This is a genomic window from Enterococcus sp. AAFC-DPL-5146, from assembly GCF_058216635.1.
The window spans coordinates 1,812,796-1,828,879 of record NZ_CM177103.1 but is presented as its reverse complement, the minus strand read 5'-3'; the positions used below and the strand labels follow the sequence as shown (position 1 = coordinate 1,828,879).

The 16,084-nt window shown below is 35.9% G+C and carries 16 protein-coding genes; 12 read left to right on the top strand and 4 right to left on the bottom strand.

The features are described from left to right. Positions 1-14 precede the first annotated feature (14 nt). From ribF to dnaJ, 6 genes are all read left to right on the top strand, one after another. Entirely contained in the window at positions 15-962 is a 948-nt protein-coding gene (gene ribF / locus AC4BB2_RS08330) for a riboflavin biosynthesis protein RibF (RefSeq protein WP_490472481.1), read from the top strand. Position 963: 1 nt separating this feature from the next. Then, entirely contained in the window at positions 964-2,115 is a 1,152-nt protein-coding gene (hemW, locus tag AC4BB2_RS08325; protein WP_490472480.1) for a radical SAM family heme chaperone HemW, read from the top strand. A gap of 193 nt (positions 2,116-2,308) precedes the next feature. After that, positions 2,309-3,352: a heat-inducible transcriptional repressor HrcA gene (hrcA, locus tag AC4BB2_RS08320; RefSeq protein ID WP_490472479.1), complete on the top strand. Its 1,044-nt coding sequence runs from the start codon at positions 2,309-2,311 to the stop codon at positions 3,350-3,352. Positions 3,353-3,414: 62 nt separating this feature from the next. After that, positions 3,415-3,957 (top strand): nucleotide exchange factor GrpE, encoded by a 543-nt coding sequence (gene grpE, locus AC4BB2_RS08315; RefSeq protein WP_490472478.1) that lies wholly within the window; start codon positions 3,415-3,417, stop codon positions 3,955-3,957. 74 nt (positions 3,958-4,031) lie between these two features. Next, positions 4,032-5,861: a molecular chaperone DnaK gene (dnaK, locus tag AC4BB2_RS08310; RefSeq protein ID WP_490472477.1), complete on the top strand. Its 1,830-nt coding sequence runs from the start codon at positions 4,032-4,034 to the stop codon at positions 5,859-5,861. Between the two features lie 207 nt (positions 5,862-6,068). Then, positions 6,069-7,235 carry a molecular chaperone DnaJ gene (dnaJ, locus tag AC4BB2_RS08305; protein WP_490472476.1) on the top strand — a complete coding sequence of 389 codons (1,167 nt, stop codon included), beginning with the start codon at positions 6,069-6,071 and terminating at the stop codon, positions 7,233-7,235. Positions 7,236-7,291: 56 nt separating this feature from the next. On the opposite strand, the gene AC4BB2_RS08300 is transcribed toward dnaJ, so the two are convergent. After that, complete coding sequence (locus AC4BB2_RS08300; RefSeq protein WP_490472475.1) at positions 7,292-8,227, bottom strand: helix-turn-helix transcriptional regulator; 936 nt, start codon at positions 8,225-8,227, stop codon at positions 7,292-7,294. Between the two features lie 289 nt (positions 8,228-8,516). Here AC4BB2_RS08300 and AC4BB2_RS08295 point away from each other — a divergent pair, with 289 nt between their 5' ends. The 6 genes from AC4BB2_RS08295 to AC4BB2_RS08270 all read left to right on the top strand — a co-directional run bounded on the left by AC4BB2_RS08295 (position 8,517) and on the right by AC4BB2_RS08270 (position 13,079). Further along, entirely contained in the window at positions 8,517-9,404 is an 888-nt protein-coding gene (locus AC4BB2_RS08295) for an energy-coupling factor transporter transmembrane component T (RefSeq protein ID WP_490472474.1), read from the top strand. After that, complete coding sequence (locus AC4BB2_RS08290; protein WP_490472473.1) at positions 9,377-11,047, top strand: ABC transporter ATP-binding protein; 1,671 nt, start codon at positions 9,377-9,379, stop codon at positions 11,045-11,047. Before AC4BB2_RS08295 ends, AC4BB2_RS08290 begins: the two co-directional genes overlap by 28 nt. After that, entirely contained in the window at positions 11,040-11,717 is a 678-nt protein-coding gene (locus AC4BB2_RS08285; protein WP_490472472.1) for an ECF transporter S component, read from the top strand. Before AC4BB2_RS08290 ends, AC4BB2_RS08285 begins: the two co-directional genes overlap by 8 nt. Positions 11,718-11,739: 22 nt before the next feature. Continuing rightward, the gene (locus AC4BB2_RS08280) at positions 11,740-12,123 is read left to right on the top strand and encodes a DUF4430 domain-containing protein (RefSeq protein ID WP_490472471.1); all 384 of its coding nucleotides are present in this window, start codon (positions 11,740-11,742) and stop codon (positions 12,121-12,123) included. 114 nt (positions 12,124-12,237) lie between these two features. Beyond that, entirely contained in the window at positions 12,238-12,657 is a 420-nt protein-coding gene (locus AC4BB2_RS08275) for a pyridoxamine 5'-phosphate oxidase family protein (RefSeq protein WP_490472470.1), read from the top strand. A gap of 11 nt (positions 12,658-12,668) precedes the next feature. Further along, on the top strand, positions 12,669-13,079 hold the full coding sequence (locus AC4BB2_RS08270; protein WP_490472469.1) for an EVE domain-containing protein: 411 nt from the start codon (positions 12,669-12,671) through the stop codon (positions 13,077-13,079). Between the two features lie 61 nt (positions 13,080-13,140). Here AC4BB2_RS08270 and AC4BB2_RS08265 read toward each other — a convergent pair whose 3' ends face one another. The 3 genes from AC4BB2_RS08265 to AC4BB2_RS08255 are packed head-to-tail and all read right to left on the bottom strand — an operon-like array spanning position 13,141 to position 15,944. Continuing rightward, positions 13,141-14,364 carry an ABC transporter permease gene (locus AC4BB2_RS08265; protein WP_490472468.1) on the bottom strand — a complete coding sequence of 408 codons (1,224 nt, stop codon included), beginning with the start codon at positions 14,362-14,364 and terminating at the stop codon, positions 13,141-13,143. 15 nt (positions 14,365-14,379) lie between these two features. Continuing rightward, a complete protein-coding gene (locus tag AC4BB2_RS08260) occupies positions 14,380-15,072 on the bottom strand; it encodes an ABC transporter ATP-binding protein (protein WP_490472467.1) in 693 nt (230 codons plus the stop codon). Between the two features lie 11 nt (positions 15,073-15,083). Then, the gene (locus AC4BB2_RS08255) at positions 15,084-15,944 is read right to left on the bottom strand and encodes an efflux RND transporter periplasmic adaptor subunit (RefSeq protein ID WP_490472466.1); all 861 of its coding nucleotides are present in this window, start codon (positions 15,942-15,944) and stop codon (positions 15,084-15,086) included. Positions 15,945-16,084: the final 140 nt, after the last annotated feature.

Below are 16,084 nucleotides of genomic sequence, written 5' to 3'. Positions count from 1 at the left end.
AAAGAAGTTTTATCATGCAAGTTATTCCAATTAGACATCCCTATAATTTAGAACAAATTCCAACAGATGATGTTGTTATGGTACTAGGCTTTTTTGATGGTGTTCATCGCGGACATCAAACAGTAATTGAAACAGGTAAGAAATTAGCTGAAGAAAAAGGCGTGAAATTAGCCGTGATGACCTTTAATCAGCATCCATCAATCGTGTTCCAAAAGGTATTACCGGAGAATATGAAATATTTAAATAGCTTAGAACAAAAAGAACGGTTAATGCAAAAGCAAGGCGTAGATATTTTATATGTGATCGAATTTACTTCAGCTTTTGCTCATTTAGCGCCGCAAGAATTTGTAGATCAATATATTGTTGGCCTTCGTGCGGTTGCTGCTGTTTCAGGTTTCGATTATACTTATGGACCTAAAGAGATTGCAGATGTTGCTCATTTACCAGAATATGCCAAAGATCGTTTTGAGATTGTTACTGTGAATAAAGAAGAATTGGATGGTGAAAAAATCAGTTCAACACGGATTCGCGGGCTAATGGAGCAAGGGAAAATGGAAGAAGTTACTGAGCTGTTAGGCTATGTATACGAAATTGATGGAACCGTAGTTCATGGAGATGCCAGAGGACGTTTATTAGGTTTTCCTACGGCTAATATCAAAGTGAAAAGTACAGTTCGTCTGCCTAGAATTGGTGTTTACGCTGTAAAAATCCAAGTTGGAAACAAATGGTATGTTGGCATGGGGTCAATTGGACATAATGATACGTTTGGTGATGGTCGAGAATTGACTGTAGAAGTTTACATTTTAGATTTCCATCAAGATATCTACGGCGAGCAAGTAACAGTTCGCTGGAATCATTATCTACGCGATCAAGTGAAATTTGATGGTGCGGATAATTTAATTATTCAGTTAAAACAAGATGAAGTAGACACAGCAGCCTATTTTTCAGAAAGTGAGGGCTGATATGACTTCAGCTTATATTCATATCCCGTTTTGTGAACATATTTGTTATTATTGCGACTTCAATAAAGTCTTTTTAGAAGGCCAGCCGGTTGATGAATATATTCAAAGTCTTTTGACAGAAATACGCTTAACAAAAGAACAGTATCCAAGCAAAGATACTGAAACTATCTATATTGGCGGTGGAACACCAACTTCATTATCAGCCAAGCAATTAGCAGTTTTATTGAAAGGTGTACGAGAGTTACTACCATTTGATGCTAAAAATGAATTTACAGTAGAAGCAAATCCTGGCGACTTAACTCAAGAGAAGTTACATGTAATGAAGGAATATGGTGTAAATCGCTTATCAATGGGTGTGCAGACTTTTGATAATCAGCTATTGAAAAAAATCGGACGTAAGCACACAGCAGAAGATGTTTACGATACAATGAAATTTTTGGAAAAAGAAGATTTTATGAATGTAAGTATCGATTTGATCTATGCATTGCCTGGACAAACAATAGAAAGTTTCCGTGATACATTAACACGAGCGATTGAACTTGACTTGCCTCACTACTCTTTGTATTCATTGATTTTAGAAAATAAAACAATGTTTATGAATTGGGTTCGGCAAGGTCGTATACAGTTGCCGGATCAAGATGTGGAAGCGCAAATGTTTGAAGAAACAATTACAGCAATGGAAAAAGCTGGTCGTCATCAATATGAAGTGAGTAATTTTGCCTTAAAAGGGCAAGAAAGTAAACATAATTTAGTCTATTGGAATAATGAACATTATTACGGATTTGGCGCGGGAGCAAGTGGTTACTTAGGCCATACTCGTTACCGAAATCATGGCCCAATCCAACATTATTTAAAACCGCTAAGAGAAAACCAATTACCGACTGTTGAGACAGAGATTTTGACATTGAACAATCAAATGGAAGAAGAATTATTTTTAGGTTTGCGAAAAAAGAACGGTGTTTCGAAGCAACGATTTAATGAGAAGTTTGGGATTCCATTGGATGAAGTGTATAAAGAAACAATTCCAGATTTGGTTCAAAAAGGCTTGTTGCTAGAAAATGGCGATTATATCCAACTTTCTGAAAAGGGATTATTTGTCGGGAATGATGTATTTGAAGCGTTCCTTATTGATAAAGAATCCAGATCGAAATAGGTTTTTTACTTTGAATTTCTAGAACTGAACTAGGGCTAAACGCCTTTAGTTCAGTTCTTTTTCTGTTTTTAGCACTCGATAATAAAGAGTGCTAAAAAAGTTTGTTTTTCTCTTGACAATTAGGAAAGAACTTGATATATTAATAATTGTATTAGCACTTGAACGACATGAGTGCTAATGAAGGGTGGTAACTATGATAACTGAAAGACAAAAGAATATTTTGCGACTTATCATCCAAGAATACACAAACACAGGAACTCCTGTCGGATCAAAGAAATTGATGGAAGACGGAATTCAATCAAGTTCTGCAACGATTCGTAATGATATGAAAGCCTTAGAAGAGCATGGATTACTCCTAAAGACACATTCGTCTTCTGGTAGAATTCCTTCAATGGATGGCTATCGTTACTATGTAGATCATTTATTGAGTCCTGCTGAAATTGAACATGATGAGTTGGAAACAATCCGTCATTCATTAGGTAAAGAGTTTCATGAAATCAACGATATTATCGAACAATCGGCTGAAATTCTTTCTGATTTGACGAGTTATACTGCTTTTTCATTAGGTCCAGAAGTGAAAGAACGAAGATTGACAGGTTTTCGAATCGTTCCATTAAACGAACGCCAGATCATAGCGATTATTGTTACTGATAAAGGCAATGTAGAAAGCCAAGTATTTGCAATTCCAGCGTCAGTTACAAGCCAAGACTTGGAGAAAATGACGCAGATTATCAATGATAAACTTGTCGGACAACCATTGTTGACTGTTTATCATCGCTTACGAACAGAAATTCCGATGATTTTACATCGTTATTTTCAAACGCCAGATGGCATGATGAATTTATTCGATGCAATGTTGGGACATGCTTTTGAAGAGAAAGTTTTTGTCAGTGGTCGAATGAACTTATTAGACTTTGGTGTAGAAAATGACATCAATCAATTAAAATCTGTATACTCCTTTATGCAGAATACAGATGCAATTACACATTTGTTAACTACAGATGAAAGAACAGATACTCAAATCGCCATTCGAATCGGTTCAGAAATTGGGAACGATTTACTTGATAATATGAGCATGATTACAGCAACATACGAAGTAGTCGGTCATGGAAAAGGAACCATTGCTTTATTAGGACCTACGAGTATGCCGTATTCAAAAATGTTTGGTTTAGTGGATGTTTTCCGCCGCGAATTAGCTACAAAACTTGGAGCTTATTATCGGTACCTTGATGAATAAGTAAAAAGTTAAAATATAGAATTCTAATTAATTCTACGGAAATGAGAAGGGAAGTTGCCAGAGTGAGTAAGAAAGAAGAAACAAACGAAGAATTACAAGAAGAACACATGGAAGCAATTGATGATTCAGGAGTTTCTGAAACAGAAGCTGAAATGACAGAATTAGAAAATTCTCAAGCTGAGCTATCAGAAATGGAAGATAAATTTCTAAGAGCGCGAGCTGAGATTGCCAACATGAGCAATCGTTTTAAAAATGAACGTGAACTTCTTGTTAGATACCGTTCGCAAGACTTAGGTAAAAAATTATTACCTTCAATCGATAATCTAGAACGTGCGATGGCAATTGAAGTTGACGACGAACAAGGCGCAAGCTTGAAAAAAGGAATCTCAATGGTTCTTGAAGGTTTACAAGCGGCTTTGAAAGAAGAAGGTATCGAAGAAATCCCAACAATGGGTGAGGCTTTCGATCCTAATTTACATCAAGCAGTTCAAACGATTCCAGCGAATGAAGAAACACCTGCTGATACAATCGTTGAAGTCTTACAAAAAGGCTATAAATTACATGACCGCGTTTTAAGAGCAAGCATGGTTATCGTTGCTCAATAAGCAACACACAGAAATGTTTGCATCATATAAATTGAAAAAATTAAAATTAAAAAGTAGATAGGAGATCATTAATTATGAGTAAAATTATTGGTATTGACTTAGGAACAACAAACTCTGCAGTTGCAGTATTAGAAGGCGGAGAAGCAAAAATCATTGCAAACCCAGAAGGTAACCGTACAACACCTTCAGTAGTATCATTCAAAAATGGTGAAATACAAGTCGGTGAAGTTGCAAAACGTCAAGCAGTAACGAATCCACACACAATTTCATCAATCAAACGTCATATGGGTGAAGCGGGCTACAAAGTAGAAGCAGACGGCAAATCTTACACACCACAAGAAATTTCTGCAATGATCTTACAATATTTAAAAGGTTTTGCTGAAGAATACCTAGGTGAAAAAGTTGATAAAGCTGTTATCACAGTTCCAGCATACTTCAACGATGCGCAACGTCAAGCAACAAAAGACGCTGGTAAAATTGCTGGTTTAGAAGTAGAACGTATCGTTAACGAACCAACTGCTGCAGCATTAGCATATGGTTTAGATAAAACAGACAAAGACGAAAAAGTGTTAGTATTTGACCTTGGTGGTGGTACATTTGACGTATCAATCCTTGAATTAGGCGATGGCGTATTTGATGTATTATCAACTGCCGGAGACAACGAACTGGGTGGAGATGACTTTGATAATAAAATCATCGATCACATGGTAGCAGAATTCAAAAAAGAAAACGGTGTTGACTTATCTCAAGATAAAATGGCTGTTCAACGTTTGAAAGATGCTGCTGAAAAAGCGAAAAAAGATTTATCAGGTGTAACTTCAACACAAATCAGCTTACCGTTTATCACAGCAGGAGACGCTGGTCCATTACACTTAGAAATGAACTTAACTCGTGCGAAATTTGATGAATTAACTAGTGACTTAGTAGAACGTACTAAAATTCCTGTACGCCAAGCATTGAAAGATGCTGGTTTGAACCCATCTGAAATCGATGAAGTTATTTTAGTTGGTGGATCTACACGTATTCCAGCTGTAGTTGAAGCTGTTCGTAAAGAAACAAACAAAGAACCAAACAAATCAGTTAACCCTGATGAAGTAGTAGCAATGGGTGCTGCGATTCAAGGCGGCGTTATCACTGGTGATGTTAAGGATGTCGTATTACTAGACGTTACACCATTATCATTAGGTATCGAAACAATGGGCGGTGTGTTTACTAAATTGATCGATCGCAATACAACGATCCCAACAAGTAAATCACAAGTCTTCTCTACAGCGGCTGATAATCAACCAGCAGTAGATATTCACGTATTACAAGGTGAACGTCCAATGTCAGCAGATAACAAAACATTAGGTCGTTTCCAATTAACAGATATTCCAGCAGCTCCTCGTGGTGTGCCTCAAATCGAAGTAAGTTTTGATATTGATAAAAACGGTATTGTAAACGTTCGTGCGAAAGATTTAGGAACACAAAAAGAGCAAACAATTACAATCAAATCTTCTTCAGGTTTATCAGACGATGAAATCGAACGCATGGTAAAAGACGCTGAGTCCAATGCTGAAGCAGATAAAGCGCGTAAAGAAGAAGTTGACTTACGTAATGACGTTGATGCTTTGTTATTCACTGTTGATAAAACATTGAAAGAACTAGAAGGCAAAGTAGACGCAGACGAAGTGAAAAAAGCAGAAGATGCTCGTGATGAATTAAAAGCAGCTGTTGAAGCGAATGATATTGAACAAATGAAAGAAAAACGTGATTCATTAAACGAAATCGTTCAAAACTTAACAGTAAAACTTTATGAACAAGCAGCGCAACAACAAGCACAAGAAAATCCAGAAGCTGCACAAGGTGGAGCAGATGATGTTGTAGATGCTGACTTTGAAGAAGTTGAAGGCGACGATAAATAGTCATTGATCGTTAACAAGCTGGCAAAGACCAAAGTCATCGCTTTGGTCTTTGCCTATCTTTATTTGTAGAAGCATTTGAATGCTAAATTAAGTGCAGCTGTTTTTCTTTTACTTAATTTGTGGTATGATTACAACGATGTTTTTATATAAATAAATTGGCGTCGATCCTTTTTTAGAATAAATGGAATAATAGTTGGAGGGGAACTAATGGCTACGAAAAGAGATTATTATGAAGTCCTGGGTTTAGCAAAAGGAGCTTCAGATGATGAGATAAAAAAAGCTTACCGTAAGCTTTCAAAACAATTTCACCCAGATATCAATAAAGAATCAGATGCAGAAGAAAAATTCAAAGAAGTGTCTGAAGCATATGAAGTATTGAGCGATCCTCAGAAAAAAGCAGCTTACGATCAGTATGGTCATGCTGGCACCGATCCAAACTATGGCGGCGGAGCTGGTGGTTTCGGTGGCTTTGGCGGCGGTGGTTTTTCAAGCGGTGGTTTTGGCGGTTTTGAAGATATTTTTGATTCATTCTTTGGCGGCGGATCTCGAAGTGTTGACCCGACTGCTCCAAGACAAGGGGCTGATTTACAATATACAGTCAACCTTAAGTTTGAAGAAGCAATTTTCGGTGTAGAAAAAGAGATCAAGTATAATCGCGAAGATAATTGCGAAACGTGTGGAGGAAATGGTGCTAAACCAGGTACTCATCCTGAAACATGTCATAAGTGTCACGGATCTGGTTCAATCAATGTTGAACGTCAAACACCACTTGGACGTGTCATGAGCCGTCAAACCTGTGATGTTTGTCATGGAACTGGGAAAGAAATCAAAGAACCTTGTCCAACTTGTCATGGAACAGGTCATGAGAAAAAAGCGCATAAAGTGAAAATCAACGTTCCTGCCGGAGTTGAAGATGGACAACAAATGCGTTTGGCTAATCAAGGAGAAGCTGGATCAAATGGCGGACCATATGGTGATTTATATGTTGTATTTAGCGTAGAGCATAGTAATATTTTCGATCGCGAAGGTTCAGAAATTTATTATGACTTGCCATTAAGCTTTGTTCAAGCAGCCTTAGGTGATGAAGTGAAAGTACCAACTGTTCATGGCGATGTTAAATTGAAGATCCCTGCTGGAACTCAAACAGAGACAAACTTCCGTCTAAGAGGAAAAGGTGCACCTCGTTTACGCGGCGGAGCTAATGGTGACCAACACGTGAAAGTTAAAATCATTACACCGAAAAACTTGAATGACGAGCAAAAAGAAGCTTTGCGCTCGTTTGCTAAAGCTGGCGGTCAAACCGTGAGTGAACAGCAAGAAGAAGGTTTCTTCGATAAAATGAAAGATGCTTTTGGCGGTAAGAAAAAGAAATAACATGATTAAGCATCTAAAGTTGTACTAAGTTCTATACAACTTTAGATGCTTTTTTATTATTCTTGATATAATTTAAGTAGATTTTCAATACGGTGTTTTAGTTCAGTTCTAACATGTTGCGGCTCTAAACACTCACACTGATTGCCAAATCCTAAAAGTAAATTGTAACCGAAGTCATCTTCCATAAAGGGAAATTCCACAATGGATTTTTCGGAATCTGAGGATGGAGAAAAGCTTAATTGTCCGAACTTATCTATCAGTTGTTCTTTGATTTTATGAGTGACTTTTAAAGTAGTCATTGTAAAATGCTTGCCATAAAAAGGTTCTTTTCCTAATGGTTTTGGTTTAAATTCTCGAGGTTCAAATTTTTCTGAAAGTAATTTTAGTCCAAACATTCTAGAAATCTTAAACGTTCGAAAATCATTTTTTTCTCTACAAAACGCTTGAAGATACCAACTGATTTCTTTTAATACAAGTCGATAAGGTTCAACGATTCGGCTCGTTTTTTGACCTTGGTTATCTTCATAATTGAAGCAAAGCAACCGATGCTGATCCATTGCTGTTTTGACGATTTCTAAAAAAGGCTGCAGGGTATGATTACTTGTCCAAGGCGTTAAGTCGATTACGATTTGATTGGTTTTGAATTCAATTTCTTCTAAAAATTCTGTTGGAACTAGTGTTTTTATTTTTTCAAACGTTTGGTTTAATTGTATTGGAGACACATTATTAGCTAAACTTTCTAGGGCTATTAGCAAAGATGTAATGTCCGAAGAAGTAAAAAAGTGTTTATCTATTTTGTAGTTGTCCATGATTTGTATGCCGCCATTTACGCCGGGAAAAGAAGTTACTGGTACACCAGCTTCGCTTAAGGAATTTATATCTCGATAAATGGTTCGAACAGAAACTTCTAACATTTCAGCTAATTGAGAAGCACTGATTTGTTTTTTATCTAGTAGGATCATAATAATCGCAAGCAGTCGTTCAGTTTTCATAGATGCACCTTCTTTTTTATCTTAAATAACTCTTTCCATTATAGCGAAAAATCAGATGGTTTTGGGAAAAAGATGTAAGAGCCGATGTTTTAACGGATCTACTAGTTTGGAGATGTTGACTTTAGTTAGATAAATTTATATAATTGTTGTGTTGTTTAAAGTTATATGAATCTTTATGACATAAAAAATAATGTTTTTACATGCAGCGTGCTTTGGCAAAAGTTATGGCTGTTTTTTTATTGTTTACAGTAATATACATCTAGTAATTAGCAGAGGAAGGAAGCGTGAGATGAATAAGTACTTGTTTAAGCAAAGACATCCACTTGTGATTTCCTGTTATTATTTAATAATGCTCATACTTGTTATGTGTACAACAAATCCAGTGGTTATTACTTGTTTCTTTTTTGGAAGCTTAATGTTGCGCTTGATTGATTTGGAAGGAAAGCAGAAGACTTCAATTATTTATCCATTGATTTTTTTAGTAGCAATCGCCCTAACTAATCCTTTATTCGTTCATCGAGGTGGTACGATTTTATTTTTCTTTCTAAATAAACCAATTACGTTAGAAGCTTTTGTTTATGGATTTTTTATGGGGATGATGATTGCAGCTGTTATTTATTTGTTTCAAAATTTTCAGTCTTCAGTTGATAGCGAAAAGTTCTTTTATATTTTCGGACAACGATTTCCTAAAGCAACATTGATTTTAGTTATGATTTTTCGATTTATTCCATTATTTCAGCAGTATTATAAAGAGCTGAATAACATCCAAAGAAAACTTCAGCAAACGCAAACGCGAAGCTTGAAGGAAAAAGCTTCTTATGGTTTAGATCTATTTGGAAATTTATTTTCCTGGTCTCTTGAAAATGCTATGGATACAGCAGATTCAATGAAAGCAAGAGGGTATGGGGTTGGTGTTAGAAGCAGTAGAATCAACTATCAATGGAGCAAAAGGGATACGTTATCATTATTAGCAATTATCAGTTCCGGTTGTTTGTTTTTGTTTTATATAATGAATGGCAACTATCAATTTAATTATTATCCTTATCAGGACGATATTTTTTTACTAATAGAACAACACTGGGTAAGCTATTTTCTGATTGTTATTTTAGCGTTTTTACCAATGTTTAAGCGAATATGGGAGGGAATTTTTTGGACTATCTTGAAATCAAAGATTTAAGTTTTCGTTATGCCGGCAGTGAAAAAACGGTTTTGGATAATGTATCCCTCTCTATAAACAAGGGAGACTTTATTTTGATTTGCGGTGCTTCTGGAAGCGGGAAGTCATCACTGTTAAAAATGTTAAAACCTCAACTGACGCCCACTGGGATACGAACTGGGGATATCTATTTAAATAAAGAAAATATCTCTACTATTCCAGATGCTTTTTCTGCTAGTAAGATTGGTTATGTTATGCAAAATCCAGAAAATCAAATTGTGACTGACAGCGGCTGGCATGAACTAGCTTTTGGACTGGAGAATATGGGTGTTACGCCTTCTGAAATAAAAAATCGAATCGCTGAAATGGTCAATTTTTTAGGAATACAAAATTTAGTTGAAGCTCAAACAAAGGATTTATCTGGCGGTCAAAAGCAATTGTTGAATTTAGCTTCTATTTTGGTGATGAGACCAGATATTTTGATTTTAGATGAGCCAACAACACAGCTTGATCCGATTGCTTCCCAGAACTTTGTAGATATTTTAGTAAGACTACATCGAGAAATGGGTTTGACAATAATATTAGCAGAACATAGCTTAGAATCAGTTTTTTCATTGGCAAGTAAGGTGGTTCTTTTAGATAAAGGTCAATTAATCTTTGCAGAGAAACCTAATAATATTGCTAATGAAATCAAAAGCAACAAGCTTGATCTATCTCGATTTATTTCAAGTTTGCCTAGTGCAGTGCAAATTTATCTTAAAAGTGGAGGAAGTGGGGAAACACCAATTACCGTTATTGAGGGTAAGCGTTACTTAGCGGAACATTTTCCTAAAATTATAGAGAAACAAAGTGAAACAATAAAAGAAAAAAATACTCAAAATACAAGTATTCAATTGAAAAATTGTTGGTTTCGATATGAAAAAAATAGCCGAGATATTTTAGCTGGTGTAGATTTCGATTTGTACGAAGGAGAAATTTTTTCTTTGGTTGGAGGCAATGGAACTGGGAAAACGACTTTGTTAAAAGTGATTGCTGGCATTCACAGATGTTACCGTGGCAACATCACACTGTTCAATCAGCCGATTAAAAAAAATCAACAGGCTGTCGGCTACTTACCTCAGGAACCTCAAATGATGTTTATTAGAGATTCGGTGATAGATGATTACAAAAATTATTTGCTCAATAAAAATCTTGATGGACAGGAACAGCAGAAACAAATCGAGAGAATCACCACTATGTTTGATCTAAAAGAAATCCTAACACAACATCCTCTTGATTTAAGTGGAGGGGAGTGTCAGCGTGCTGCACTTGGGAAATTACTTTTGACTGATCCTAAAATATTATTATTAGACGAACCAACTAAAGGAATCGATAACTACGGAAAAAAAGAGTTGATTAGATTACTAAAAACAGTATCACAACAAGGAAAGTCCATTTTAGTAGTGACCCATGATTTAGAATTTGCTGCAGAATTGTCTGATCGTTGTGGATTATTTTTTCAAAACGATTTATTAACCACAGGGACGCCCAATGATTTTTTTAGTCGCCAAACTTTTTATACAACAGCAGCTAGCAGAATCTCTCGTGAAACATTTTCAGATTTGGTTACAACAGATCAAGTAATTACTGCATGTATTGAAGCAAAAGGAGCTGCCAATGAATAAAAGTGTATTACTCAAAATGCTGGTTGTAATGATTCTAATTATTTTGGGAATTGCTTTATTTCAAGGCAGCCAATATCAGATTATTTCAATGTTGTTGGTCATAAGCGCCTGCATTCCGATTTATTATCGCTATGAGAAAAAGCAACTAAATGTGAAAGAATTGGTTTTAATTGCTGTATTGACGTCGATTGCTGTGTTAGGTAGGTTCTTATTTTATATGATTCCCGCAATCAATCCGATGGCAGCAATTATTATCATTTGCGGAATTTGTTTGGGTGCTGAAGTAGGATTTTTAGTAGGTTCTTTGTCAGCAATTACGTCAAATATGCTATTTGGTCAAGGACCATGGACGCCGTTTCAAATGTTTTCATGGGGGATGATTGGATTTATTGCGGGTCTTCCGTGGATTAGAAAAACTCTAGAGAAAAGTTACTGGTTTTTAGCTATTTATGGCATTTTAGCTGGTATGTTCTTTTCTTTTTTCATGGATACTTGGACAGTATTTTCCATTGATCGTTATTTTTCATGGCAGAGATATCTAGCTTTGCTAGTCACAGCCATACCTTATACAGTTTCTTATTGTTTTTCAAATGTGTTCTTTTCGTGTTTGTTGTATAGAGTCATCCGTTCAAAGCTTCAACGTATTTTAATCAAATACGATATAAAATAAATTCAGAAAAGGTGGAATTAAAATGAAAAAAATCATAAAAACAGCTATGATCGTAACCGTTATTTTTTTATTAGGGGCATGTGGTAAAACTGCAGATACAAAAGAGTCGAAAAAAACAAAAGAAGATTTGCTTAATGTAACGATCGTCTTAAAAGAAGAGGGGAAAGAATTCGATAAAAAAGAATTAAACGTCAAAAAAAATGAATCCCTTCAAACAATCCTTGAAACAAACTATAAAGTCGAGATGGATAAAGATTTTATTAGCGGAATCGATGGACATCAGCAAGATGCAAAATCAAATAAATATTGGCTATACGATATAAATGATAAACAAGCGGAAGTAATGGCCGTTGAGTATTTTCCAAAAGATGGGGATATCATTACTTGGGATTTAAAAAAATTATAAGCCTACTTTAATAAAATAATTACTTTCGCAAACCCTGACAAGCTGTTGTCAGGGTTTGTTTGCTAGAATGAACTTGTCAGTCAGACAATTGAAAAATAAAGGAGTAAGTATTTTATGAAGACAACAGAAGCATTTAAAAAAATAATGAATGAACAAACAGAGATTGCTTTAGCCACAAGTGTAGGAGAAATCCCCAATGTACGAATCGTCAGCTTTTTCTATGATGAAAACAAGAAATGTCTGTTCTTTTCAACATTTAAAGGAAATCAGAAAATTACGGAATTTCAAGCAAATCCCAATGTAGCTTTTACAACCATTCCCACAACAAGTACAAATCATGTACGTGTTCAGGATGCTCAAGTGAAAAAAAGTGATCGGACAGTTTTTGATGTTGCGGAGAAATGGATTCAAAAAATACCTAATTACGAGGAAAACATTAAACAAGCAGGTGACATGCTAGAACTATACGAAATCCATTTTTCAGAAGTTATCGTAATTTTAGGGATGGACAGCAGAGAAACAATTCAATTATAAGGAGAGATAATATGAATTACTGGATTGGTGTCGCATCAGAAGATCATGTGAATATTGGAGTAGCAGGTGGTTTTTGCCAATTATGTCATGGGAAATCAGCACCTTTAAACAAAATGAAAGAAGGAGACTGGCTGATTTATTACGCGCCAAAGAAAATTTTTAAGAAGAAAGAACCTTGTCAGCAGTTTATTGCAATGGGACAAATTTTGGCAGGAGACACTTATTTAGTTGAAATGGCACCTGGTTTTATTCCTTACAGAAAAAATGTTACCTTTGTGAAAAATATTGAGACAGTTCCATTGCAAGCCGTTGCAAACGACCCATTATGGCAGGAGTATCGTTCAAGATTAAGATTTGGGCATTTTCAAATTCCAAAGGAGTTATTTGACCTTATTTCCTCTAGAATGATAAAAGAAGTGTAAATAAAAAATCAGGAGAGAAAAACAATTCTCATCCTGATTTTTTTTACTAGAATAATCTTAATTATTCGTAACGTAACGCTTCAATAGGGTCAAGTTTTGCTGCTTTTCTTGCGGGATAAACACCGAAGAAAATACCGATCGCACTTGAGAATAAAAGTACAGCAACGATTGAGCCTAACGTGAATTGAGGAGTAATGTCTAAAGCACTAGCAACAGTAACAGCCAAGATTGCTCCTAAAGTCAATCCAATTAAACCGCCTATTAAGCATAAGATAACAGATTCAGTCAGAAATTGGAATAAGATGTTGCTGTCAGTTGCGCCTAAAGCTTTTCTTGTCCCAATTTCTCTGGTTCGTTCGGTGACAGAAACCAGCATAATATTCATCACACCAATTCCTCCTACAAGAAGAGCGATTGCAGCAACTGCTGCGATAAAGTTGATGAATAATCCTAAAACATTATTGACTTGATCAAGTGCTTGTAAGAAGTTAGTTGCTGTATATACTTTTTCTCCTACTGTGTTGTGACGAACAGATAAAATATTTACGATTTGCTTAGAAACGGCATCTATATCATCTTTGGATTTGGCGATAACCGTTAAATTAGTGATTTTTGTTGCGTCAGGATTTAGACTATTTGCTGTTGTTAGCGGAATAGAGAGGTAGCCCATTATTTCTTCTTCATCAAAAGAGCCGACCATCTTTTCTATCGTGCTTTTAGTCACACCGATGATCCGGACACTGATTTGTCCTTTTTGTCCTCGCAAGTTGATTTTTTCACCAACGACATTTTCACGTCCATTAAAAAAATAACGAGCGGTATCAGCGCTAATTACAGCTACTTTACTGCTTTCCGAATATTCTGTTGTATTGAAATAACGGCCATAGACAATCGCTTTATCCATTGTTTGATTGGTATATTGTAAATCAGGTGTTCCTGCCATAATCAACGTAGGTTTTGATTTTTCATTGGCAGCAGCGACCGCTTGAATAGAAACAACAGGAGAGAGATGATCGATTTGGGGAATCCCATCTTTTAATGCTTTGATATCTTTACTAGTAATTTTTTGGCTGTCGGTAGCATCTCTGCTAGTAGAAACAGAAATCGTAGAAGCTCCTAGGTCGCTAAACGTACCGGTAATTTGACTGGTGGCGCCATTGCCTACTGCCAAAATAGCAATAACGGCTGCGATCCCGATGATAATTCCTAGCATGGTTAGAAACGAACGCATTTTATTGGCTAAAATACTATCGATCGCCATTTTGAAACTTTCAATAATTCCCATAAAAACGGCTCCTTTCTATAATGTTTTTCGATCTTTCACTGGTTGGTCATCAATGATTTCTCCATCTCTAAACGACACGATTCGTTTAGTATATTGAGCGACATCTGGTTCGTGGGTAACCATTACCACTGTTGTACCGGTATCATTTAAATCTTGGAAAATCTTCATGATTTCCAGCGTAGTTTTTGAGTCTAAATTCCCTGTCGGCTCATCAGCCATCAAAACAGCAGGATTATTTACGATTGCTCGAGCTATGGCAACCCGTTGTTTTTGTCCACCTGAAATAGCATTTGGACGGTGGGAGACACGATCAGCCAAACCGACTTTTCTCAAAGCCTCTAAGGCTCGTTCTTTTCGTTCTTTAGCAGAAATACCTGAGTAAACCATTGGTAGAGCCACATTATCTAAAATGGACATGCGAGGCATCAAATTAAAGGATTGAAAGACAAAACCAATTTCTTTATTTCTAACATGAGCACTTTCATTACTAGTCAGATTAGTAACATCTTGCCCATTTAAATGATAAGTACCTTTGTCAAAACGGTCCAGTAAGCCAAGAATGTTCATCATCGTCGATTTACCAGAACCACTAGGTCCCATTATAGACGTAAATTCACCTTCAGCGATATGCAGAGAAACGTTTTTTAAAGCTTCTAATTCTTCTCCGCCAGTACGGTAGATTTTTACTACATCTTTTAAATCAATCATCGTCTCACCTTCTATTCTTTGGTTACTTCAGTATTGTTTTTGACATCTGAGCTGGGTGAAAGAATCACTGTTTCGTTTTCTTTTAATCCATTTTTCACTTGAATTAATGTATCAGATTGAATCCCAATCTCAATTTTTGTTTCTTTGGCTTTACCATCTTTGACAACATATACGATGGGGTCATTTTTAGCATTATAGGTTAAGGCTTCAATTGGTAAGGCAATCGCCTCTTCAACCTTATTTGTTGTGATATCTACATCAACGTCAAACCCTGCAAAAAGATTTTCTGGTGTGTGATCAAATACTACAACGGCGCCTAAGCTTGCGGTTGTTCCAGCAGCTGATTGCGCATTGACTGCAACGGGATCTTTTTCAGCAACTTTACCAGGAAATATTTGATTGCTATTTGAGATTTCGGCTTTTTGATCAATTGCTACTGCAGAGGCTTCAGAGTTAGATAATTCCAGTTGAACCTTTAATGTAGACAAATCATCTACTTGGATAGAAGGTTTTCCTTGTTGGGCATTATTGTCAGGTTGTTTTGATTTAATGTTTACTTGAGTGACAGTGCCGTTGAAAGAGGCAACTAATTGTAAACCATTGTCATAAGTTGCTAAAACTTTGTCTTTTTCTACTTTATCACCCACATTGACGTTAACATCAATAACGTTACCTGTACCAATAAGTGATTGAGTTTGGTTTGGAATTAAGGTTCCTGTTGTTGATAGTTTTTCAACGATTGTTTCTTTTTTTACTTCACCTGTTCTAACAGTGATTGCTTTACTTTTTCCGGAATTTCCTTGAACAAGCAAGAAAATAACGATGGCAATAACTATGACTGCAAGAATACCGAAAATTGTTTTTTTCTTCATACATTTCAGCTCATTTCTACTAATTTTATGACATGCCGTCATTTATGTAAGTTTACTCTCTTTCTAATGAAAAGTCTAAGATTAGTTTTAATGTTTTAACTATTCCTAAATTGATGATTTTTGGAAAATAAAAATACGAA